The organism is Aquicoccus porphyridii, from assembly GCF_008369105.1.
Classification (GTDB): domain Bacteria; phylum Pseudomonadota; class Alphaproteobacteria; order Rhodobacterales; family Rhodobacteraceae; genus Aquicoccus; species Aquicoccus porphyridii.
On sequence record NZ_VINQ01000001.1, the window covers coordinates 457751 to 479022 of the forward strand.

24 protein-coding genes are annotated in these 21272 nt (G+C 60.6%); 3 read left to right on the forward strand and 21 right to left on the reverse strand.

Annotation, left to right across the window (positions count from 1 at the left end; translation table 11 throughout):
• Window positions 1–98: 98 nt before the first annotated feature.
• The 4 genes from FLO80_RS02280 to FLO80_RS02295 form a co-directional block, all read right to left on the reverse strand.
• Window positions 99–560 (reverse strand): hypothetical protein, encoded by a 462-nt coding sequence (locus FLO80_RS02280; RefSeq protein ID WP_111361959.1) that lies wholly within the window; start codon window positions 558–560, stop codon window positions 99–101.
• Between the two features lie 31 nt (window positions 561–591).
• On the reverse strand, window positions 592–852 hold the full coding sequence (locus FLO80_RS02285) for a hypothetical protein (RefSeq protein ID WP_111361958.1): 261 nt from the start codon (window positions 850–852) through the stop codon (window positions 592–594).
• A 115-nt stretch (window positions 853–967) separates the two neighbouring features.
• The gene (locus FLO80_RS02290; protein ID WP_111361957.1) at window positions 968–1420 is read right to left on the reverse strand and encodes a hypothetical protein; all 453 of its coding nucleotides are present in this window, start codon (window positions 1418–1420) and stop codon (window positions 968–970) included.
• Window positions 1421–1422: 2 nt separating this feature from the next.
• A complete protein-coding gene (locus FLO80_RS02295; protein ID WP_246156519.1) occupies window positions 1423–4329 on the reverse strand; it encodes a type ISP restriction/modification enzyme in 2907 nt (968 codons plus the stop codon).
• Between the two features lie 36 nt (window positions 4330–4365).
• Between FLO80_RS02295 and FLO80_RS23135 the strand changes: the two genes are divergently transcribed.
• Window positions 4366–4563, forward strand: coding sequence for a hypothetical protein (locus FLO80_RS23135; protein WP_246156520.1), 198 nt, complete (start codon window positions 4366–4368; stop codon window positions 4561–4563).
• A 62-nt stretch (window positions 4564–4625) separates the two neighbouring features.
• Here FLO80_RS23135 and FLO80_RS02300 read toward each other — a convergent pair whose 3' ends face one another.
• The 7 genes from FLO80_RS02300 to hisI form a co-directional block, all read right to left on the reverse strand.
• A complete protein-coding gene (locus FLO80_RS02300) occupies window positions 4626–5564 on the reverse strand; it encodes a tyrosine-type recombinase/integrase (RefSeq protein ID WP_246156521.1) in 939 nt (312 codons plus the stop codon).
• A 136-nt stretch (window positions 5565–5700) separates the two neighbouring features.
• Window positions 5701–6120: a helix-turn-helix domain-containing protein gene (locus FLO80_RS02305; protein ID WP_111361954.1), complete on the reverse strand. Its 420-nt coding sequence runs from the start codon at window positions 6118–6120 to the stop codon at window positions 5701–5703.
• Between the two features lie 34 nt (window positions 6121–6154).
• Window positions 6155–6361: a helix-turn-helix transcriptional regulator gene (locus FLO80_RS23505; protein WP_111361953.1), complete on the reverse strand. Its 207-nt coding sequence runs from the start codon at window positions 6359–6361 to the stop codon at window positions 6155–6157.
• 112 nt (window positions 6362–6473) lie between these two features.
• Complete coding sequence (locus FLO80_RS02315; RefSeq protein ID WP_111361952.1) at window positions 6474–7442, reverse strand: hypothetical protein; 969 nt, start codon at window positions 7440–7442, stop codon at window positions 6474–6476.
• Complete coding sequence (locus FLO80_RS23455; RefSeq protein ID WP_439328700.1) at window positions 7439–8173, reverse strand: tyrosine-type recombinase/integrase; 735 nt, start codon at window positions 8171–8173, stop codon at window positions 7439–7441. Before FLO80_RS23455 ends, FLO80_RS02315 begins: the two co-directional genes overlap by 4 nt.
• Complete coding sequence (locus tag FLO80_RS23460) at window positions 8136–8735, reverse strand: tyrosine-type recombinase/integrase (RefSeq protein ID WP_342781697.1); 600 nt, start codon at window positions 8733–8735, stop codon at window positions 8136–8138. Before FLO80_RS23460 ends, FLO80_RS23455 begins: the two co-directional genes overlap by 38 nt.
• 183 nt (window positions 8736–8918) lie before the next feature.
• Window positions 8919–9290: a phosphoribosyl-AMP cyclohydrolase gene (hisI, locus tag FLO80_RS02325; RefSeq protein WP_111361951.1), complete on the reverse strand. Its 372-nt coding sequence runs from the start codon at window positions 9288–9290 to the stop codon at window positions 8919–8921.
• Window positions 9291–9356: 66 nt separating this feature from the next.
• Here hisI and FLO80_RS02330 point away from each other — a divergent pair, with 66 nt between their 5' ends.
• A complete protein-coding gene (locus tag FLO80_RS02330) occupies window positions 9357–9806 on the forward strand; it encodes an iron-sulfur cluster assembly scaffold protein (protein ID WP_111361950.1) in 450 nt (149 codons plus the stop codon).
• A gap of 231 nt (window positions 9807–10037) precedes the next feature.
• On the opposite strand, the gene FLO80_RS23340 is transcribed toward FLO80_RS02330, so the two are convergent.
• From FLO80_RS23340 to sciP, 5 genes are all read right to left on the reverse strand, one after another.
• The gene (locus FLO80_RS23340; protein ID WP_281286948.1) at window positions 10038–10160 is read right to left on the reverse strand and encodes a hypothetical protein; all 123 of its coding nucleotides are present in this window, start codon (window positions 10158–10160) and stop codon (window positions 10038–10040) included.
• Between the two features lie 108 nt (window positions 10161–10268).
• Window positions 10269–12359 (reverse strand): ATP-dependent DNA helicase RecG, encoded by a 2091-nt coding sequence (recG, locus tag FLO80_RS02335; RefSeq protein WP_111361949.1) that lies wholly within the window; start codon window positions 12357–12359, stop codon window positions 10269–10271.
• Window positions 12356–14575 carry an NAD-dependent DNA ligase LigA gene (gene ligA / locus FLO80_RS02340; RefSeq protein WP_111362374.1) on the reverse strand — a complete coding sequence of 740 codons (2220 nt, stop codon included), beginning with the start codon at window positions 14573–14575 and terminating at the stop codon, window positions 12356–12358. The genes recG and ligA overlap by 4 nt, the downstream gene beginning before the upstream one ends.
• 293 nt (window positions 14576–14868) lie before the next feature.
• The gene (gene ctrA, locus FLO80_RS02345; protein WP_111361948.1) at window positions 14869–15585 is read right to left on the reverse strand and encodes a response regulator transcription factor CtrA; all 717 of its coding nucleotides are present in this window, start codon (window positions 15583–15585) and stop codon (window positions 14869–14871) included.
• A 95-nt stretch (window positions 15586–15680) separates the two neighbouring features.
• A complete protein-coding gene (gene sciP, locus FLO80_RS02350) occupies window positions 15681–15959 on the reverse strand; it encodes a CtrA inhibitor SciP (RefSeq protein WP_111361947.1) in 279 nt (92 codons plus the stop codon).
• 123 nt (window positions 15960–16082) lie between these two features.
• Between sciP and mnmA the strand changes: the two genes are divergently transcribed.
• Window positions 16083–17225: a tRNA 2-thiouridine(34) synthase MnmA gene (mnmA, locus tag FLO80_RS02355; protein WP_111361946.1), complete on the forward strand. Its 1143-nt coding sequence runs from the start codon at window positions 16083–16085 to the stop codon at window positions 17223–17225.
• 15 nt (window positions 17226–17240) lie between these two features.
• Here mnmA and lpxB read toward each other — a convergent pair whose 3' ends face one another.
• From lpxB to FLO80_RS02380, 5 genes are all read right to left on the reverse strand, one after another.
• Window positions 17241–18389 (reverse strand): lipid-A-disaccharide synthase, encoded by a 1149-nt coding sequence (gene lpxB / locus FLO80_RS02360; RefSeq protein ID WP_111361945.1) that lies wholly within the window; start codon window positions 18387–18389, stop codon window positions 17241–17243.
• A complete protein-coding gene (locus tag FLO80_RS02365) occupies window positions 18386–19186 on the reverse strand; it encodes an LpxI family protein (RefSeq protein ID WP_111361944.1) in 801 nt (266 codons plus the stop codon). Before FLO80_RS02365 ends, lpxB begins: the two co-directional genes overlap by 4 nt.
• A gap of 4 nt (window positions 19187–19190) precedes the next feature.
• Window positions 19191–19973: an acyl-ACP--UDP-N-acetylglucosamine O-acyltransferase gene (lpxA, locus tag FLO80_RS02370; protein WP_111361943.1), complete on the reverse strand. Its 783-nt coding sequence runs from the start codon at window positions 19971–19973 to the stop codon at window positions 19191–19193.
• Window positions 19974–19978: 5 nt separating this feature from the next.
• Window positions 19979–20440 (reverse strand): 3-hydroxyacyl-ACP dehydratase FabZ, encoded by a 462-nt coding sequence (gene fabZ, locus FLO80_RS02375; RefSeq protein WP_111361942.1) that lies wholly within the window; start codon window positions 20438–20440, stop codon window positions 19979–19981.
• Window positions 20441–20628: 188 nt separating this feature from the next.
• Window positions 20629–21270, reverse strand: coding sequence for an OmpH/Skp family outer membrane protein (locus tag FLO80_RS02380; protein WP_111362373.1), 642 nt, complete (start codon window positions 21268–21270; stop codon window positions 20629–20631).
• Window positions 21271–21272: the final 2 nt, after the last annotated feature.

Sequence of the window (21272 nt, forward strand, 5' to 3'; positions counted from 1 at the left end):
CCAAATACGGCGTCGATAAATGCCAAGGTGTCCCGGTATTGAATCAGCTGGTAAACAGATGCGGCGGTATGTTCTGATTGCAGCTTTGGGCCTCTGGATCAGTAACAGCTTTGCGCATCGTTCAGTGTCGTAGCCCACCGGACGCAGCGCTCCGTGTCTTCGGCTAAGGATTGAGCGCGTTTTGACCGTTCCAGAAGGGCGTTGTAATCACTGACCAGTTCGTTGTTACGTTCCAGAAGGGCGTTGTAATCACTGACCAGTTCGTTGTTACGTTCTAGAAGGTCATTGTAGTCGCGGACCAATTTGTTGTGCTTGCGCAAAAGGTCGTCGTGTTCTTCGACGCATTCGGTGACGTTCGAGCGGCAGGTGAAGCCTTCGTAATTGCATTGGTAGGTGTCGAAACAGGCCGCGTTCGCATCCACGCATTTGCCCGTCGAGGAACACACCGTGTCGCCATAATCGAGGCAGGCAGGGCGAGTGCCGATCCGGCATGAGAAGCTCTGTGCAAAGGCTGGCGTGGTGGATATCAGCGCCAACGCGAGAATGAAAAAACGGATCATGCCGAAAGTCCTATCTAAGTTTGAACAGCCCTCATGCCCGAGTGCTCAACGTTTCCAGCCTCTGACTGACATCGGTGGCAATGCCAAATGCCACTCCGATCAGAACACGGAATATGCCCTTGTCGATGTGCTCGCCGCTATTAATGCTGCTACCCAAATATCTTTTCGATAGTAACTGATTAACTTCCATGTTTTCAGAAATGACCGAAACGTAAACTCCCATAGCAACTGTCAGAAGGCCAAAAGCCACAATAGAAAAAGCGATGATACGGCCAATTTTGGTAAACAACATGTCTGTTTCTTCCTTTCACGTCTTGCATTTTCTAGCTGGGTTCGATCTCAAATCCATCGTGATGGTCTGCATCTAACCGCGACGATGGAGCGGGGTCGCATCCAAGACCCTCGACCTATTGCTTGGGCACGGAATAGATCAATCCTCGCCATATGCTTTCACCATCGACTTCGATCTTGCAGACACCGTCGAGCCGTCCACCGATGATTTCGCGCTTCACCTCGTCGGGCATGTCTCTTTCAATTACGGCACGTTCTTCGTCTGTGGGCGGGTGGCAGAATGACCAAGTCTTTTCGAACCAGGAGGGCACATCGAAGGCAAGGGTAAAATACCGCCGTTCAGGATTGGCCAGATTTAACCGCCGAAAGAACCGTGGTGAAGATTCCAACGGGTTGCTTACTTCGGGATCGACCACAATACCTCGAAATCCGTTTCGAAATGAAAGCGCGTAAGAAGTCTCACTGAATTCCGGCAGATTGAAATAGCCTTTCTGATAGCTGTGATACCCTGCGTAGCCGATAAAGCCGGTTATGCCGACCAGAACCAAGCAGATGATCCATTTCCACATGCTCAACCTCCCTCGCTCGTGTCTGCACTCCCGCCCAAATCCATCGTGATCGTCTGCATGATCCGGTCGGTTTCGGACAGGATTTTGATGATCTTCTGATAGTGCTTCACATCGTCAAAGGACAACTCGCGCCCCTTACGGTCCTTGAGCCATTTTTGCGCGGGCTGATAGCCGCCGATGTAGAAGCCCCATGACACCTCGGGCACGTCCGCGAAATACTGGGTCTTGTTGATCCAGACGCGGCCCGCGTCATAGCGTGGCTTGTCCACCACGTTGTCACCCTCGCCGGTGAAGGGATAGGGGGTCGGGCCGATGGTGGCGGCGTCCATCAGGTGCAGCTTACGCAACTGGGTGCCCTTGGCCGAGATATCCCAGAATTCATCCGGGCTGGAGGGCCAAGGGATGCGGGGGAAGTCGATTTTCAGAAACTCAGCATAGGTGTCGCGATAGGCGGGGCAATGCAGCACGCCGTAGATATAATCGAACACCTGCACCTCATCCGGGGTGCCGTGTGTGGGGTGTTTAGCCAGCTTTTGCAGTTTTGCGTAAAGCTTAGGGTCAAAATTCACCCGGCGGGTTTGGTCGATGCTTTCATATTGATATAGTGGAAAATTCACGTTGCCTTCTTTGGTTCTATTCGAAATAAGACAGCTTTCAGCGGGTAGATCAGTCAAAAATGCATGTCGATAGCCGATAAAGGCAATCTGTCTCGGCACCGTTAGAGTCAGGTTTTCTCTATCTGTAATGTGCGAATTAAACTCAGGTCTAGGGTAATCCATCGCTATCTCACTGAGGATAGCCCACCGATTATCAAAAGGGCGGTAGGCGCAAAGCCTCAAGACATCTTTGTCCTGCGTTTCTCTGGCGAGTTGACGCGCGCGCTCAATCTTCCAGTCACGATTGTCGTTGACTGAAAATACCTCCGCAAACTTTGCATCGGAAATCGCCTGGTCACGCATATTTGCAAGGCGCAACTCTAAGATTGATTTTGTTTCGTCGATTGCAAACCCATCTCGGTGTGTTTGAAAACCAAGTGTTCCGACGGTGAAGAAAGTGCGTATTGAGAAACCTTCCTCATATTTCTCCTGAACTTCGAAATCCCTTCGCACAAAGGGATATTGCGGTGCTGGGCTTTCCAGCTTCTCGAACACCGGCTCGGTTAGGCTGACCGCTTCCAACGCGTCATACTTTGCCTGTCGCGCGCCCCACAAATCCCCATGCATCACCTCGGCCAACCCCTTGCCGCCGTCCTTCTTCACGGCGATGATTATCGACACGCCCTGTTGAATGTCGAATACGTTCTTGTCGGGTTTGCCCTCTGGCGTGACCTCTTTCTTTTTAGTGTTGCCGTGCAGATCAAGCACCCAAATCCGGTCAAAGGTATTGAGCAGGTGCCAGCGCATCCCCCGGAATGTCGGGTTGTCGAGATAGCCGTGATTGGTGATGAAGCCCAGCACGCCCTCGCCGTTCTTCTCAATGAGGTGCGACGACAGGCGAATGAATTTTACGTAGAGGTCATTGAGCCATTTGGGGTTACGCTCTTTCAGCTTCACCTTGCCGCCCGGCTCTTTCTTGTAATCGTCCATCAGGTTGCCGATCCAGCCCTCTGACACGCCGCCCTCGCCCAGATAGGGAGGGTTGCCGATCACACACATGATGGGCATGTCGCGCTTGATGGTGTTCGCGCCTTTTGCCTCTCGGCTCAGCCATTGGGAAAACGGCAATTGCTGATTGGCCGGTTCGCCCTCTTCCAGGCTATTGGTCAGATAAACGGACAGGCGCGGCGGTTCCTTGGTAGGCCGATAGCCCAGTTCGGTCAGGATCATGTCCAGCTTCATGTGGCACATGGCATAAGAGGCCATCAGCAACTCGAACCCGTGCAGGCGCGGGATCAGGTCATCCTCAATATATTGCGACCACATGCCGGGGGCGACGCCCTGCACCTTGGGGGCGATCTGCTTGATCACCTCAGCCAGAAAGGTGCCAGTGCCGGTCGCGGGATCAAGTATCTGGACCCGGTGAACCTCTTTCTTGATCGTGACCGCTTTGCCCTTGGCGTCGGTTTGCCCCGTGTCCCAGTCCAGCGTGACCTTGGACGTGTCGGCCAGACCATCGGGCAGACCGAATTCGGATTGCAGCACCTCATCGACCGCCCGCACGATGAAATTGACCACCGGTTCGGGCGTATACCAGACGCCCCGCGCCTTACGTTTGGTGGGGTTATAGGCGGCAAGGAAGGTTTCATAGAAATGCAGGAAGGGGTCATTCTGCCCGGTCAGCTTGCCGAACCCCTCCATCAGCTTGTCCACATGGCAAGCGCGGAACACGCGGGCCAAATCGTCAATGATCCATGCGATCCGGTCATCAAGATCATAGCCCGCCACATATGTGAACAGGCTGCGCAGGAAGGGGTTGGATTTGGGCAGGAGTTCCAACGCCTCTTGGCGGCTGAACGTGTCCGGGGTCGGGTCATGCAGGCGTGCCGCGAACATGCCATAGGCGACCGTCTCGGCGTAGATATCCGCGAAATCCTCTGGCGTGATGTCGTGAATTAGGTTTTCCTTGAACGCATGGTATTGCGCGGCCAGTTCGGTTTGCAGGTCCGCATCCTCGCGCAGTGTGTTGCCCAGAACGTCCTTGATCAGATTGGCCTTGCCCGCCATCCGCGTGGCCAGTTCGCGGGGTGACGTGATCGTCTGGGGGCGCTGGGCGATGAAGTCGCGCAAGAGGTTTTCGAGCGTTTCGTATTGGTCGGGCTTGGGCTGAATGCCCATGACGAAATCGGCAATACTCACTGACGCCACCAGATCGCCATCACGGTAGAAATCCCAATCCAGCGCATTGGTGTAGATCAGGTTGGACAGGGCGGCGCGGTAACGGTCCTGCTGATTCTTGTTCGCGTCCTTCATGCCACGCAGGCCGATATGCAGGTCCTTGGCCTCGACATGGCCGATCACGATATCGCCTTGGGTCACGATGAAATCGGGCGCGCCGCATTTCACCCGCTTGGGTTCGTTCAGGGCGCGCACCTCATCGCCCAGCGCCTCGAACAGTGCCTCAAAGGCGGAACGATAGGAATGTTCGGTCGCGTTGCCGGTCTTGTAGATCGCCTGCACGCGGGAAATGAAATCGGTTATAACTGACACGGCGTTCCCCTTGCTGACACGACACTAGGCAAAGCAGGTGCCGCAACAAAGGGCAACCTCTAAGCCATACTTCGGATCAGTTCCCCCTGCCGCGACGGCGACACGGGGCAATATGCACTCAACGTGATGGCAATGCTTTCATGGCCCAGGTTCATGGACCATGCCTTGAATTGTTCCGGCGTTTTGCAATGATCATTCGCCAATAGGCCCAGCATCTTGCGGAAGCTGTGCGGGGCATAGGGGGACAAGCCTGAGCTGGTGAAGGCATCTTTGATCACCGCGCGCAACTTGCCCGCGTTGCTGTAGGTGTCCCGCGACAGGCCCAGCGCGGCAAATGCACCGTCTTTCAGCCCCATCTTGGGCTTGGGAAAAAGGGCGTCATTCGGGCCAAACAGTTCGTCTTGGCGCAGATAGTCCATCCAATCGCTGAAGGTTTGCAGGTAGGCGTCATCAACTGGGAAAAACCAAGTGATGAAGGTCTTGGCGAATTTGGTATTCACGTCGCGGGCATCCTGATTAACGCAACCCTGCACCAAATTGATGTGCTTCAGGCGCATGGACGCAACCGCCCCATCCCGCGCGCCGGTCAGCATCAGGAAGGCAAAGAGCGCCTTGTCACGGCGCTGCAATGGCGTGGCGCTGGGCATCTGCGCGAAGGCATGGCGACATTGCTCGGGCGTCGGATAGAGCGTTTCGCGGGCGGTGTGGGCAATGCGGGCGTCCTTGGCGTTCAGGTTGAAATACTCGGCATCGGCATAGGCGATACGCGACTTGTAGCCCGGTTGCCCCGCCAGCCAGTGAATGAACGCCTTGACCATGCGCAGGGTGCTATCGACCGTGGCCTTGGCCAGCGGCGCGCCGGTGCGGGCGCTCTTCTCGCTCGACAGTCGGTGCTTGAAGGCGACAGCCTGTTCGATATGAAACCGCTTGAACGGCTTGAAGCCGGTGCTGCGTTCAAAGCGAAGGATGGCATAGGCGGCCTTGTCCACCGTCGCCATGTCGCTGCGTTTGGCTTCACGCAGGAATTGCAGGTAGCGGCGCTTGATCCGCTCGTTTTCTTCGTTGAATTTCCGTGCCATTGTTCATCCTTTCCGAAGTGATGTTTCAAGAGGGGTTCCGTGGTATCCTTTAGGCTCATCGCCCCTCTTTGATGGCGACCTCGAAAATCTGGCTGTAATGGTCGATCTTGGTCTGGCTGATCATGAGATTACAGGTGCCCCCACAGACCTCGCACAGACCCAGTAGGCGCGCGGTTTTCGGGGTTTGAGGGATGCAATCGACCATCAGCCCCATCGGGGTGCGTCCGACCTTGCAGGTAAAGCAACGGAGCTGATCCGGCTGCAACGGCGCTTTCCGCCGCTTCGCCCGGTCTTCAAGGAAACCGCGCAGGTCATCGCCAAGAATCAGGAAGGGCCGCCGTGACCTCATAAGGGGCAGGCCGGATTTCACCCAACTACGGATCGTGCCAGTGGTCACGCCAAGGGTTTGGGCCGCTTCTTCTATCGTGTAGGTGCGTGCCGCCTTGATAGCGCGCGGATTGGGGCGCTTTGCCATGTGCAAACCTGTCCTTGATCGTTTCGCGCCCGCGTCAGGGCTTCGGCTCGGGTTCGGCTTTCGCAGCTTCCCAAGCCTCGATCTCGGACAACCTCCAGCGGGTGCAGCCGGGGCTTAGCTTAACGGGTTTGGGGAATGTCGGGTCTTCATTCGCCCAGCGCCGTGGGGTCAAATAATGAACCGAATAACGCGCGCCAAGCTGGCGGTCTGATAGATATGTTTCGGGCATATGCGCCTCCATAGTTTCGCTATGGGGTGCATCATCATGCCATCTATCGCGTCAATGAACATTCAAAATCAGTTGCTTAGGCGGATCAACAAAAACCGGCTCTAGCCTAAGCAGCCTGATAAAACTAACCAATCCGCTTAGGCGGTTTGGCTGGAAATAGCGCTCTATATTTGGCTTGCAGGTCTTTCCCTGCCTCCCCGCGTCGGATTTCACCCAGATACTCCATCACTTGGCCTTTGCCTTGCCGCCACAATGCAGGGTCGGATTCGGTTGCTTCTGCCGTCGCGAGTTGGACGAGTGCCTTTTCGCCTAACTGGGCAATTTGCGGATTGCGTCTTGCGACATCCTCCATCGCTGTCATGAGCGCGTTCCTACGATCTTCACGCGACTGCGCAGACTTTCGACTTCCAGATACACCTGCCTTCTTGCGGGTTTCTATTGCCTTTGTGGCTTCCGCCTCTACACCGTGCACCAAAACTTCGAGGTCACGCCAATGATAACCTGCCGAAAAGTCATCGTTGGTTATGTAGTAGTGATACTGATAAGATGCAGCTACAAAGGCGGGTGACGAATGCGGAAATTTCAGCCAACAATACTCAAATGCTGCGGCAACATGCCAATTCTCCCCAAAGCGGTTTTTGAGCTTACCAGTGCGTTGCTTACCCAGAAAGTCAATGACCTTCTGTGACAGCGTTCCATATCGTCCACGATAGATTCCCGAATCTCCGAGAACATCAAACGCAAGTGGAGATTCCTCATCTCCGGCGCAGACCCCGAACGGAAAATCCGATTCCATGATCGCGCGCACCAAATCCATCTTATATTCCTCAACACCTTGAGAATCTGGTAGCTCGCTGCCAACAGGATATTTTGCTGCAAGTGCGCTGGCTTCCTCTTCACTGTAACAAGTATGTATTCCAGTTTTGCTGGGCAACAAACCTGTGCGAGTAGTAGTAAAAATCTGCCAAACGTCAGTTGGTTTCTCGCCATTCTGAAACAAGAAATCTGGGAAAAATGTATCACCGGGTGACGAGTGAAGGACTTTCACCTTTTCAACGATTGTTTTGCGCACCGAGGTCTTGGAGTCGCTCATCTCATCATCACCACTTTTCCACCTTCAGCATTGCCGCACATGAAATCGGCCCAATCAGCCATCATGCGCCGACGCTTCTCGATCATGTCGCCCCGTCGATAGCTTGCCTCTACCGCGTTGCTGATCTTATGGGCCAGCGCAACCTCTGCCATGTCACCGGGGTAGCTCGTGCGCTCTGCCACCCAGTCACGAAACGTGCTGCGCAGGCCATGCGGCACGGCGCGACGCTTCGACACGCGGTCGATAAAGCCTTCGCCACCCTGCTCCAGATCAGCCTCATGAAGCCGTTTCATGGTCGCGCTCAAGGTCATGTCGGACAACATACCACCGCGCGGGGCCGGGAAGACAAGCGGGTTGTCCTCGAAGCGGGGCAAGGCGTCCAACAGCGCCAGCGCCTCGGGCGATAGCGGCACGCGATGTTCCTTGCCCGCCTTCATCCGGTCAGCCGGGATGACGACAAGCGCCTTGTCCTTGTCCACATCATCCCATGTCAGGCTGCGCACCTCGCTCGAACGCAGACCGCAAAGCGCCAGAAATTCCAGCGCCCGCGCGCCAAGCCCTTCCCGCGCCTTCAACGCCGCAAACCATCGCGGGGCGTCGTCGATCTGCACGGCGGGGTGGTTAGCTTCCTTGGCTATCTTAGCAGGGGCTGGCAACAACTCTTTCAGGTTACCTGCCCATCGCGCCGGGTTGTCACCCTTGCGGTGTCCCGAAACCGTTGCCCAGCTCAAAACCGCCTCGATTCGGCCTCGAACGCGGGACGCGGGACGCGGTTTCGGTTTTCGTCGCCCAGATCGGCTGCAACACGCGCAACACGTCTTGCGTGTCGATATCCTGCACAAGCATCTTGCCCAATTCAGGCGTGGCGTAGGTGGCAAGGGTGGTTTCCCATTGCTGGCGATGTTTGGCGTTCCTGAAGGCGTCGAGCTTGGCGGCAAGAGCCTTGTCCACCGCGTCGGCGAAAGTCAGGCCACGACGCTGGGCCGCGACCAGTTGGGCCTTGGCGGCCTTTCGTTCCTCGACCGGATCAATGCCGCGTTCAATCTTGTCGCGGGCCTCACGCGCCTTGTCGCGCGCCTGTGACAGCGTAACAGTCGGAAAACCGCCCAAGCCAAGGTCGCGGCGCTTCTCACCCACCTTGACGCGCAAAACCCAAGAGCGCCCGCCATGCGGCGTGATCTGCATATGTAGCCCCGCCACGCCGCCGACCGAATACAAGACATTTCGTTTGCCGCCCGGATGGGCCAGGTTCTTGACCTCAAGTGCTGATAGTTCCTGCGCGACCTTCGGCATTCTTGTGCTCCCACATCTTACCCCACATAATAGATGTAACCGGTCGCATAAGATTGCACAAGGCCGCAAAGCCAAACCACCCACAAAGGTGCTATTTTATTAGGTTTTACAAGATTTGTCGCATCGAATTGCAGGGCACAAAATAGGCAGAATGGCGGGCTGTCTCTCCGCCACAAACGCCACCTATGGCGTGTGATCATCAACCGGCTTCATGAGCTCGACTTCCCGGCCGTCCCGCACGGCGGTGTAGAAACAACTGCGCCGGTTGGTGTGGCAGGCCGGACCGGCCTGATCGACCAGGACCAGCAGGCAATCGCGGTCGCAATCAATGCGCATTTCCACCAGTTTCTGCACATGGCCGCTGGTTTCACCCTTGACCCAAAAGCTCTGCCGCGATCGGCTCCAATAGGTTACCTTGCCGCTCTCAAGCGTGCGGCGCACCGATTCCGCGTTCATCCACGCCATCATCAGGATCTCGCCCGTGGCCGCATCCTGTGCGATCGTCGGGACCAGTCCCCGATCATCATATTTCAGTGTTTCGGCGTCAAAGCCCATCCCTGCCCCCTTTGCATCCACGTTCGACAGGTTTATCTAGGACAAAAGGACCGCGAAGGAAACGACATGAGCGAGACAGATCTCATCAAGCTCTATTCCGAGCGCATCCTCGCGCTGGCCGCCGAGATCCCGCATCTTGATCGGCTCCCGGATTCGGACGCCACGGTCAAGCGCCGCGCGCCGCTTTGCGGCTCGACCGTCACCGTCGATATCAAGCTGCGCGATGGTGTAATCACCGACTACGGCCAGGATGTGAAAGCCTGCGCCCTGGGTCAGGCTGCGGCGAGCATCGTCGGTGCCAACATCATCGGCCGCACCCGCGATGAGGTCGAAGCAACGCGTGACGCCCTGCGCGACATGCTCAAACACGACGGCCCGACACCGCCTGCCCCGTTCGACGGGCTGGAGGTGCTGCGCCCGGCCCGCGATTACAAGAACCGCCACGCCTCGATCCTGCTGGCCATCGAGGCCACGCTCGAAGCGATGGACAAGGCCGCGCAAAGCAATTGCGCCTGATCCAAGGTTTTCCCGGACGCGATAACGCCTGAACAGAAAAAACCGCCGCGCTTGGTTTCCAAGGCGGCGGTCAGTTGCGTGAGCCCATGTGCCCCCGCCAATCAGTCGGGGCCGATGAAGCAACCCCGGGACGACATGAGGGACAGGCAGTGTCAGTCTCGGCGCAGGCTTTGGGACAAGTTGCGCCGCGGACAGGGGCAAAGGCTCACGTGGCAGAATTCATCAAACGGCTCAGACAAGCCCGGGCAGGTGCAGCCCGGCAATCAGCAAAATCATTAGAGACACGGCCCCGATCGCATCTTGCCAGATCGTGTCCTGGCTACGTTCGAGAATCGATTTGATCTGGTTGACCATCGGGAATCTCCTGCTCTCGGGCATCATGTTGCCTCTTTGTTCTCATTTTTTGATTCGCTTGTAAAGAACTTTTTAGGAACATTTGCGAACTTTCAGGGCCTACTCGGATCAACCCACTGAAATCAAACGAATCGCCTGATCCTGCTCCATCAACCAAAGCAGGACTCGCGCCGCCCGGCCCCGATTCGTCTCAAGCGTCGGATCGTCGTTCAAAAGCTTGCGCGCATCGCTCTGCGCCACCGCCATGAGCGCCGCCTGATGTTCCATGTCTCCGACGCGAAACCTCGGCAGCCCCGACTGCGCCACGCCGATCAGATCGCCTGCGCCGCGCATCTCCAGATCGACCTCGCTGATGCGAAACCCGTCCTCGGTGTCGCGCAACGTGGTCAACCTCCGCTCGCCACCCTCATTGAGCGGTGCCTGATACATCAAGAGACAGGTCGACGCCCCGCTCCCTCGTCCGACCCGCCCGCGCAGCTGGTGCAATTGCGCCAACCCGAAAATCTCGGCCCGTTCGATCACCATGATCGTGGCGTTGGGTACATCCACCCCCACCTCGATCACCGTCGTGGCGACCAGAACGCTGGTCTCGCCACGTTGAAACGCCGCCATCGCCGCGTCCTTTTCCGGCCCCGGCATCTGCCCATGAACCAGCCCCACCCGGCCCTCGCCAAGCGCCGCGCGCAGGTGCTTGAACCGTTCCTCCGCCGCGGTCAGATCGCTGCTCTCGCTCTCATCAACCAACGGGCAGACCCAATAGGCCTGTTTGCCCTCGCTCACGGCGCGACGCAGATGATCGACCACCTCCCCCATCCGCGCAGTGCTGACCAGCGCGGTCTTGATCGGCTGCCGCCCGGGCGGTTTTTCGTCGAGAATCGAAATATCCATATCGCCATATTGCGCCAGCGAAAGGCTGCGCGGAATCGGCGTCGCCGTCATCACCAGAACATCCGCCCCGGCCCCTTTGCGACCCAGCTCAAGCCGCTGGCGCACGCCGAACCGGTGCTGCTCGTCGATGATCGCCAATCGCAGATCGCGGAACTCCACATCCTTCTGGAACACCGCGTGGGTGCCAACAAGGATCTGGATTTCGCCGGTCTCCAGCGCCGCCAACTTGGCCCTGCGCTCGCCCCCCTTGTCGCGCCCGGTCAGAAGCTCGATCACCACGCCCGCGCTCTCGGCCAAGGGGCGCAACCCCTGAAGATGCTGGCGCGCCAGTATCTCGGTGGGCGCCATCATCACCCCCTGCCCGCCCGCCTCGACCGCGATCAAGAGCGCCATGAACGCCACCAGCGTCTTGCCCGCCCCCACATCGCCCTGCAACAGCCGGTTCATCCGCTGCGGCTTGCCCATGTCCGCCGCGATCTCGTTGATCGCCCGGGTCTGCGCACCCGTAGGCCGAAAAACCAGACTTTCCAGAACCTTCGCCTGCAACATTCCCGTGCCGTGGCTTTCGCGCCCCTTGGCGCGGCGCAAATTCGCGCGGGCCAACGCGAGGGTCAGTTGATGGGCCAGAAACTCGTCATAGGCCAACCGTTCGCGCGCCAGGGCCGTCGCCGCAAGGTCGGCCATCGCGCGCGGCGCGTGGGCGTTTTCAACCGCGTCATGCCAATCGGGCCAGCCCGCCTTGGCCTTCTGCAGCGGGTCGATCCATTCGGCCAGCTCCGGCGCCCGCAGCACCGCCGCGCGGGCCGCCTTGGCCATCACCTTCTGCGTCACGCCCGCGGTCAGCGGATAGACCGGTTCGAACTCGGGAATCTCGCCCGCTTCATGCCGGTCGAGCACGTGGTCGGGATGCACCATCTGCGCCAGCCCGTCGAACATCTCGACCCGCCCCGAAACGAGCTTGCGACTGCCCGGGGGCAGGATACGGTTGAGATACTCATCCCGGGCGTGGAAAAATACCAGTTGAAACGCGGTCTTCGCATCCTCGACATTGATTCGATAGGCCCCGCCCCGCCGCGTCGCATGGCGATGCTGGCCAACCTCGACCTCGACCGTCAACGTCGCCGGCAGGTCCGCGCCCTGAACCGTCTCGCGCCGACGCCGGTCGACCACCGAATAGGGCAACGTGAACAGCAGGTCGCGCGGTTTCTCGATGTCGATCTGGGCCAGGTGCTGCGCAGTTTTGGGCCCCACGCCCTCCAGCGTTTCGATATCCGCGAAAAGCGGGAACAGGGGCTCCGGGCGTCCGCTCATAGCCCCTCGATCATCGCAAGCCAGCCGTCTTCGTCGATCGTCTCGACCCCCAGTTCGGTGGCCTTCTTCGCCTTCGATCCCGCCCCCGGCCCGGCGATGACCAGATCGGTCTTGGCCGACACGCTGCCCGCGACCTTGGCGCCCAACGCCTCGGCCCGCGCCTTGGCCTCGGCCCGGGTCATCTTTTCCATCGTCCCGGTAAAGACCAGCGTCTTGCCCGCGACCGGGCTTTCCGTCGCCCGCGCCGTTGGCGGCAGTGGCGTCAGATGCGCCACCAGCGCGTCAATCGCCCGGCGCTCGTGATCGTTCGCAAAGGCATCCGAGAGCGAAAGCGCCATCACCGGGCCGATCCCGTCAGCCGAGATCAGATCCTCCCAGGCCGCCTGCGTCTGCGCGGGCACGTTGCACCGCGCAACGGCAGCCGCCCGCGCCTCGCTCACCCTTGCGCGGCGGCCCTCTTCGACCGCACGGGCGCGTTCTTCCTCCGCCGCTTCGTCACCCGCCCGATGCGCCAGCGCCGCAGCCCGCGCCAGGTCGAGCGCCTCGGCCATCCTGTGCCAATCGCCGTAATGCCGTGCAAGGTCTTGCGCGGCGACTTCGCCCACGTGACGGATGCCCAACCCGAAAATCAGCCGCGACAGCGCAATCTCGCGCTTCTCATTGATCGCGCGAAAGAGGTTCCCAGCGCTGGTCTCGCCCCAGCCTTCGCGGTTCTTGAGTTTCGCGATGTTCTGCTCGTCGCGCGCTTCCAGCGTGAAAATGTCGGCAGGTTCACGAATCGGCAAGATCTCGTCCCGATAGAACATTTCAACCTGCTTCGCGCCCAGCCCCTCGATGTCAAACGCCTTGCGCGACACGAAATGCTTGAGCTTTTCCACCGCCTGTGCCGGACAGATCAGCCCCCCGGTGCAGCGTCGCACCGCGTCACCTTCCTCGCGAATCGCCGCTGAGCCGCATTCCGGGCAGTGATCGGGAAACACGAACCGCTCCGACCCCTCGGGCCGTTTCTCAATGTCCACATCCGCGATCTTGGGAATCACGTCCCCGGCCCGGTAGACCTGAACCCAGTCGCCCACGCGAATGTCCTTGCCTTCGCGAATCTGCTCACCGGTGTTCGATCGCCCGGCAATGTAATCCTCGTTGTGCAGCGTCGCGTTCGACACCACCACGCCACCCACCGTCACCGGCTGCAACCGCGCCACCGGGCTAAGCGCACCGGTCCGCCCTACCTGGATGTCGATCGCCACAAGCCGGGTCCAGGCCAGTTCGGCGGGAAACTTGTGCGCAATCGCCCATCGCGGCGTGGTCGAGCGAAATCCCAACCGCTTTTGCAAAGCCAGATCGTCGACCTTGTAAACCACACCGTCGATGTCATAGCCGAGCGTCGCGCGCTGTTCCTCGATCACCCGGTAATGCGCTAGCATCTCGTCTGGCCCATCGCATAGCCGCGTCAATGGATTGGTGCAAAATCCCAGATCCTTCAGCCGCTCGATTGCCCCCATCTGCGTCTCGGCCAGCGGTGTACTCACCTCGCCCCAACCATAAGCGAAGAACCGCAACGGCCGGTCGCGAGTGATCGTCGCGTCAAGCTGGCGCAGCGATCCGGCGGCGGCATTGCGCGGATTGGCGAATGTCTTGCCTCCCCGGTCTTCCTGCCGCGCATTGAGCGCTTCGAAATCGGCATGGCTCATATAGACCTCGCCGCGCACTTCGAGGAGCTCGGGCGCGCCCTCGATCCGCTCGGGAATGTCATCCACCTCGCGGGCATTGGCCGTGACGTTCTCCCCGGTCTCGCCGTCGCCGCGCGTGGCGGCACTCACCAGCGCGCCGTTCTCATAACGCAGCGAAAGGCTCAGCCCGTCGATCTTGGGCTCGGCAGTATAGGCGATTGCCTCTTCGACCCCGAGATAGCGGCGCACGCTTTCACCGAATTCGACCACGTCACCGTCATCGAAGGCATTGCCCAATGACAGCATCCGCACGGAATGGCGGATCTTGCCAAACCCCTCGGCCGGGGTCGCACCGACCTGCTCGCTGGGGCTGTCGGCACGTTTGAGATGGGGAAATCGCGCCTCGATCGCCTGGTTGCGCTGTTTGAGCGCATCATATGCCGCGTCCGGAATCTCCGGCGCATCACGGGTATGGTAGGCCTCGTTCGCCGCCGCGATCTCCCGCGCCAGCCGCTCCAACTCGCCGCTCGCCTCGCTTTCGCTCAACTGATCCACCGGTGTTTCGCCCGTCACATCGCCCCCCAAGGATTGAGCGTGCGCCGCCTTGGCGCAGGTCTTGTCCACCAAGGATTAGCCCCGCCCCGAACCAAGGTCCAGCCTACCGATGCAAACAAGGCATGCCCGATCTCCACCACCCGGGGTCAATGCGTGGCCGCCCGGCACGGCCATCCCCTGCCGCCACCATAGGACAAGTACCGCGCAATCCCCGGGCGCGATCCGTGAGTGGTATCCTTCTACCCTTGCGCCGCCTCAATCCATCTCGATCCGAGCGGGCCGGCTCAGGCGCCTATCGCGATCGGGCGACTCGGTTCCTCGACCGGCGCCGGGTCGCGCAGAACATAGCCCCGCCCCCAGACCGTCTCGATATAATTTTCGCCGTCGGTCACAGTGGTCAGCTTCTTGCGCAGCTTGCAGATGAAGACGTCGATGATCTTGAGTTCCGGCTCGTCCATGCCGCCATAAAGATGGTTGAGAAACATCTCCTTGGTCAGGGTCGTGCCCTTGCGCAGGCTCAGCAGTTCGAACATCTGGTATTCCTTGCCGGTCAGATGCACCGGCCGACCATCGACCTCGACCGTCTTGGCATCGAGATTGACACAGACCTTCCCGGTCTTGATGACGGATTGCGAATGCCCTTTCGAGCGGCGGATGATCGCATGGATGCGCGCAACCAGTTCCTCGCGGTGGAACGGCTTGGTCAGGTAGTCATCGGCACCAAAGCCGAACCCCTTGAGCTTGTTCTCGGTATCGTCGGCACCGCTCAGAATGAGAATCGGCGTATCGATTCGCGCCAGGCGCAACTGCCGCAACACCTCATGCCCGTTCATGTCCGGTAGCCCGAGATCGAGAAGGATCAGGTCATAATCGTAAAGCTTGGCCAGATCGACCCCCTCCTCGCCGAGGTCGGTCGTATAGACATTGAGGTTGGCATGGGTCAGCATCAACTCGATGCTCTTCGACGTCGTCGGATCGTCTTCCACCAGCAGCACGCGCATTTTCAATTCTCCGCTTCAATGCAATCATAGGAATTAAACGTGAACAAAAATGGTTAATCACATGTTAAAATCGCAATAAAGCTTACGAACGCTCGTTAAAGTTGTCTATATCTTTGTAACCGCGTCACCTTCAGTGCATCTTCGCCGAACCCGGTAACCGCGGCAACCCATTCGAGAAATTCCTCCTTGCTCAACCCGTACCTGTCCAGCGCCTCGTCCTGTGAAATCAACCCGTAGACCACGCCGCGCACCACGGCGGCCTTGCGGCTGGCCACCCAGCGCGCGGTGGTTGCCGGCGGCAGGTCCGAGCGCGACATCACAGTTCCGCCCGGCAGGGTCACGGCCCTTGGCCCATCGACTTTTTTCAGATACATCGCCCAAACCTCGTCATTGCGATGCCACGGTGATGCACCCGGCAGGCTTAATGACCGGTGAAACCGGGACTTGAGAGTGTTTAGGATTTTCCTATATTTACCCAGGAATTGAAGGAACCCGCCATGTCGCTCGATACCGCGACCCCGCTCAACTCGCTGGGGATCGCCAAACCCGTCTCTGAAACCCGCGTGGTGGTCGCCATGTCGGGTGGTGTCGATTCCTCGGTCGTGGCCGCGATGCTGGCTGACGAAGGCTATGACGTGGTCGGTGTCACGCTACAACTTTACGACCATGGCGCGGCCCTGGCCAAGAAGGGTGCGTGCTGTGCGGGCATCGACATTCACGACGCCCGCCGCGTGGCCGAGGAAATGGGCTTTCCCCATTACGTGCTCGATTACGAAAACATCTTTCGCGACGCGGTGATTGACGAGTTTGCCGACAGTTATCTCGCCGGTGCCACGCCGGTGCCCTGCATCCGCTGCAACGAACGGGTGAAATTCAAGGACCTGCTGGAAACCGCGCGCGATCTCGACGCCGATTGCATGGCCACCGGCCACTATATCCAGCGCAAGACCGGCCCGCACGGCGCCGAATTGCACAGTGCCGCCGATGCCAACCGCGATCAGAGCTATTTCCTGTTCTCGACCACGCAACAGCAACTCGATTTCCTGCGCTTCCCGCTGGGGCATCTTGCCTCGAAGGATGAAACCCGCGCGCTGGCAGCAAAATACGGGTTGCCCGTGGCGATGAAACCCGACAGCCAGGACATCTGCTTTGTCCCCAATGGCGACTATGCCAGCGTGATCGAGAAACTGCGCCCCGGCGCGGCCGAACCGGGCGAGATCGTCGATATCGACGGCAATGTGCTGGGCAACCACAAGGGCGTGATCCATTACACGATCGGCCAACGCCGCGGCCTCGGGATCGGCGGGCTTGTCGATCCGCTCTACGTGGTGAAACTCGATGTCGACAATCGCCGCGTGATCGTCGGCCCCAAGGAATTGCTCGCCACCCGCATCGTTCCCGTGCGCGAGGTCAACTGGTTGGGCGACGAAACGTTCGAAAACGTCACCGAGCGCGAGATCATGGTCAAGGTCCGCTCGACCCGGCCACCCCGCCCCGCGATTCTGCGCGCGCTCTCGCCCTCAACGGCAGAGGTCGAACTCCTCACCCCCGAGGAAGGCGTCTCGCCGGGGCAGGCTTGCGTGTTCTACGAAACCGGCGGCAGCCGGATCTTCGGGGGCGGCTGGATTCACGCGGGCTGACCCCGCACGATCCGTTCACATCCGCGCCAGAACCGCCCGCGCCGCGCGCAGCCCCGGCGCCTCGCCACCCCGGCCCAACCGCTCCATCGTCAGATCGAGCGCCGCGTGCTGCGCCTCTGGCGCCTCAAACATCCCGATCACCGCTTCGGCCATCGGCCCCACGCGGCACGCCTTGCCGATGAAATCCGGCACCACTCGCGTACCGCTCACCAGGTTGACCAGCGTCACCGTATCGACCTGCAACAGCCGTGGGATGATCTGGCGGCTGAGCCAGTTGAGATCATAACCGATCACCATCGGCGTCCCCGACGCCGCCAGTTCAAGCGACACCGTCCCCGATGCCGCCAGCGCCCCGTCCGCCGCCCGGAACGCCGCCCGTTTTGTCGCAGAAAACACGTCCCCCCCGACACCGCGCGGATCGAGCAGCACCGGATCACCGGCCCAGCCCGGCACGATTTCGGCCAGCATCTCCGCCACCGGTGCGGCGGCCGGAACCACCACCCGCAGCCCCGGTCGGGCGGCTGCAACCCGGGCAATGATCTCACCGAACCGCTGCGACAATCGCGCAACCTCTCCCCGGCGCGAACCGGGCAGCACCAAGAGCATCTCGCCCGCAATCCCGTGCTCGGCGCGAAAGGCCGCCGCCTCCGCATCGCTCGCCACCGGCTCGCTCACCACCGGGTGCCCCACGAAATCGCACTCCATCCCCGCCGCCTCCATGTAAGGCGGTTCAAATGGCAACAGAGCCAGAACATGATCGATATGACGCGCCATCTTCGCCGCGCGTCCGGGCCGCCATGCCCAGACCGAGGGCGCCACGTAATGTACCGTGCGGATACCCGACGCGGCCTTGACCCCCTTGGCCACGCGCAGGCTGAAATCCGGCGCGTCGATGGTGATCAGGACATCGGGCGCCCAATCGAGCACCGCGCGCACCACCTCGTCACGCCGCCGCATGAGATGGCGCAGCTTCGGCAGAACCTCGGCCACACCCATGATCGACAGCTCCTCCATCGGGAACTGGCTCTCGATGCCCTGCGCGCGCATCTCCGGCCCGCCCACGCCGCGAAATGCAACCTCGGGCATCAGCGTCCGCAGCCCCGCCATCAGTGCTCCGCCCAGGCGGTCACCCGATGGTTCGCCCGCGATCACAAAGACCTTCATGGCCTCTCCCGAACCCAAAGAAACATGTTCATCGCATCGAGAACCGCGACCACCCGCGGCTCGTCGAGAATGATCACGCCGCCCGCCTCGATCACGATCCCGTCGCACCCGGCTTCGGCGGCAGCTTTCGCCGTGTCCGGGCCGATCGTGGGCAGGTCGATGCGCCGGTCCTGCTCCGGCTTCGGCCCCTTGAAGAGGATCGCGCCGGTGCCCGGCGCATCCTGCGCCGCGCCCGCCAGCCCGGCCAGCATCGCATCCGTGCCCGCCCGGTCTTCACGCGCCAGAACCCGGCCCTGTCGGATCACACAGGCCTGCCCCTCGTCCGCTGCCCCCATCTCGGCCAGAACCCGGTCGCCCAGATCGGCATCGGCGCGATGGGTCGAACGGGGCTTTCCCTGCGTGGGAATGCCCGCCCGCGCCACGATCTCCGGCGCGATCTCATGCGCCGCGCGGATCGTGAACCCTGCGCGTTCGAACAGGTGAATCGCCGCGCGCAGCGCCCCGTCATCGCCCTTGGCCAGCGCCTCCATGAATATCGGGACAAGCGGTCGCGTCTCGGCATCGAGAGCAGCCGGATCGAGCGCCGGACGGTCAATTGCACCGCAAAAACACACCCCGGTCACACCGCGTTCCGCCAGTATCCGCAAAAGCGTGCCCAGCGTCTCCAGCCGGAACACCAGATCCGGGTCAAGCCGATCCGGCAAACAGCCTTCCATCGCACAGATGATCGGTCGCTCGCCCAGAGCCGCAACCACCTTGTCGGGTAAATGCCCCCGCCCCGCAATCAACGCCAGCATCGGCTCACCCCGGAGTCAGAAAGGACCGGTCACTGCCCGCGGTCACGAAATCGACGATCTGGCGGACGTAATCGCTCTGGGTTTCCTCGCCCAGACGGCGCGCCCGGTCCTGGAACGCACCCTCGCCCTGCGCCAGCATCTGGAACGCGGCCCGCAGCGCCGTGATGTCGGCACGCCCGACCCCGCGACGCTTCAACCCCACAAGGTTGAGCCCGTCGAGAACCCCGCGCGGTCCCTGGACAAGCCCGTGCGGGATCACGTCATTCGTCACCATCGACAGCGCGCCGATGATCGCGCCCTGCCCGATGCGAACGAATTGATGCACACCGCAAAGCCCCCCGACGATCACGTCATCTTCGAGAATACAATGCCCGGCGATGGCCGAATTGTTGACGACGATCACACGGTTGCCCACCTGCGCATCATGCGCGATGTGACACCCGGCCATGAACAGCCCGTCATCGCCCACCCGGGTCACGCCGCCGCCGCCCTCGGTGCCGGTGTTCATCGTCACATGCTCGCGGATACGGTTTCGCGCGCCCACGATCAGCCGCGTTTGCTCGCCCTTGAACTTGAGATCCTGCGGCACCTCGCCAATCACCGAAAAGGAAAAGATCACCGTCTCGGCGCCGATCTCGGTATTGCCGGTCACGACCACATGGGATTTGAGCTCGACACCCGGCCCCAGCCGCACCTCCGGCCCCACGAGGCAGAACGGCCCGATCACACAGCCTTCACCGATCTCGGCGCCCTCTTCGACGATCGCGCTTGGATGGATACGGCTCATTCAGGTCACTCCTTTGGCAGGTCCATCATCGCCGTGAACTCGGCCTCGGCGGCGATTTCCTCGCCCACCTTGGCGGTTCCGGCGAATTTCCAGACCTTGCCACCCGGTTTGCCGCGCATGGTCTCCAGATACATCTCCAGCACGTCACCGGGCCCGACCATGCGGCGAAACTTGCACTTCTCGATTGCCATGAAATAGACCAGCATGTTGCGATCGGCCATGTCGAGTGCCGTGCCCACCATCACCGCCGCGGTCTGGGCCATGGCCTCGACGATGGTCACCCCGGGCATGATCGGATTGCCGGGGAAATGGCCCTGGAAATGCGGTTCATTCATGGTCACGTTCTTGATGCCGCGCGCCGATTGATACCCCACGATATCCTCGACCCGATCGACCAGGAGAAACGGATAGCGATGCGGAATGATCCGTTGGATCAGGTCGATCCCCGCCCGGGTTGCCTCGGTCATTGTCGTTTCCTTCCTCTCGGCTTCTCGACATTGCCCGATGCGTCGCAGGCACGCCTGCATCATGGCTTGTCGGCAAGCGCGCCACGCTCACATGTCTCGCAGGTTACACTCCGATCCTGCCACGAATTCAGTGGGAAAGGCTTTACCAACTCCCTCCCAACGGGGCAAGCATCACGGCACCCGACCGGTCATTCGCTCTCTTCCGGGGGCAGGACGAGAGGCGGGGCCTCTTGCGGCGCAATCGGCACTTCGGGGGCCACCTCTTCGGCGTCGGGCGATACCCCGCTGCCATCGCCGATCGCGTCATCAATCCGATCCACCGCCGCGTCGGTCACGTTGACCGCATCCGAACTCAGCAACACCGCCCGCGTATCAAGCAGCACCGAAGCCCCACTCTCGAGCATCAACCGCTCCAGAACAGGCCGTGCCGCGCCGAGGAACCGGCGCTGCGCGTTCTCGTTCTCATCGGCCAGCGCGCGGGCCTTTGCCTCCTGCTCGGCACGGATGCGCTGCACCTTCGCGTCGAACGCATCCGCAGCTTCGCGAAACGCGGCGGGCGTCATCGCATCGCGGCGTTCGGTCAGCTCCTTCTCCTCGGCCGTCAACTCCGCCTCGATCCGCCGGTTCTCGGCCGCCAGAACCGCGCTCTCGGCCTCAAGCTCGCTGGCAACACGTTCGCCAAACAGCGTCTCGTTGAAAAGCCGGTTGAGATCGACCGTCAGAACCGGGCTGTCCGGCAAACCCAGATCCTGCGCGCGCGCCAGTGGCGGCGTCACGCAGATCACCGCCGCCACCGTTGCCAAGATCAGCCCCCGCAGCGCGCGCCCCATCA

Coding starts and splice junctions, on each gene's coding strand:
- FLO80_RS02280 (WP_111361959.1), bottom strand. CDS start 560: ATGATCCGTTTTTTCATTCTCGCGTTGGCGCTGATATCCACCACGCCA.
- FLO80_RS23340 (WP_281286948.1), bottom strand. CDS start 10,160: ATGGTCAACCAGATCAAATCGATTCTCGAACGTAGCCAGGACACGATC.
- FLO80_RS02365 (WP_111361944.1), bottom strand. CDS start 19,186: ATGCTGGCGTTGATTGCGGGGCGGGGGCATTTACCCGACAAGGTGGTT.
- lpxB (WP_111361945.1), bottom strand. CDS start 18,389: ATGAAGGTCTTTGTGATCGCGGGCGAACCATCGGGTGACCGCCTGGGC.
- fabZ (WP_111361942.1), bottom strand. CDS start 20,440: ATGACCGAGGCAACCCGGGCGGGGATCGACCTGATCCAACGGATCATT.
- FLO80_RS02380 (WP_111362373.1), bottom strand. CDS start 21,270: ATGGGGCGCGCGCTGCGGGGGCTGATCTTGGCAACGGTGGCGGCGGTG.
- FLO80_RS02290 (WP_111361957.1), bottom strand. CDS start 1,420: ATGTGGAAATGGATCATCTGCTTGGTTCTGGTCGGCATAACCGGCTTT.
- ctrA (WP_111361948.1), bottom strand. CDS start 15,585: ATGCGCGTGCTGCTGGTGGAAGACGATCCGACGACGTCGAAGAGCATC.
- FLO80_RS02300 (WP_246156521.1), bottom strand. CDS start 5,564: ATGGCGACGGTGGACAAGGCCGCCTATGCCATCCTTCGCTTTGAACGC.
- recG (WP_111361949.1), bottom strand. CDS start 12,359: ATGAGCGGACGCCCGGAGCCCCTGTTCCCGCTTTTCGCGGATATCGAA.
- lpxA (WP_111361943.1), bottom strand. CDS start 19,973: ATGAGCCGTATCCATCCAAGCGCGATCGTCGAAGAGGGCGCCGAGATC.
- FLO80_RS23135 (WP_246156520.1), top strand. CDS start 4,366: ATGGCCGATCACGATATCGCCTTGGGTCACGATGAAATCGGGCGCGCC.
- FLO80_RS02305 (WP_111361954.1), bottom strand. CDS start 6,120: ATGGCAAAGCGCCCCAATCCGCGCGCTATCAAGGCGGCACGCACCTAC.
- hisI (WP_111361951.1), bottom strand. CDS start 9,290: ATGGGCTTTGACGCCGAAACACTGAAATATGATGATCGGGGACTGGTC.
- FLO80_RS02330 (WP_111361950.1), top strand. CDS start 9,357: ATGAGCGAGACAGATCTCATCAAGCTCTATTCCGAGCGCATCCTCGCG.
- mnmA (WP_111361946.1), top strand. CDS start 16,083: ATGTCGCTCGATACCGCGACCCCGCTCAACTCGCTGGGGATCGCCAAA.
- FLO80_RS23460 (WP_342781697.1), bottom strand. CDS start 8,735: ATGCCGAAGGTCGCGCAGGAACTATCAGCACTTGAGGTCAAGAACCTG.
- FLO80_RS02295 (WP_246156519.1), bottom strand. CDS start 4,329: ATGAAGGACGCGAACAAGAATCAGCAGGACCGTTACCGCGCCGCCCTG.
- sciP (WP_111361947.1), bottom strand. CDS start 15,959: ATGTATCTGAAAAAAGTCGATGGGCCAAGGGCCGTGACCCTGCCGGGC.
- FLO80_RS23505 (WP_111361953.1), bottom strand. CDS start 6,361: ATGGAGGCGCATATGCCCGAAACATATCTATCAGACCGCCAGCTTGGC.
- FLO80_RS02285 (WP_111361958.1), bottom strand. CDS start 852: ATGTTGTTTACCAAAATTGGCCGTATCATCGCTTTTTCTATTGTGGCT.
- FLO80_RS02315 (WP_111361952.1), bottom strand. CDS start 7,442: ATGAGCGACTCCAAGACCTCGGTGCGCAAAACAATCGTTGAAAAGGTG.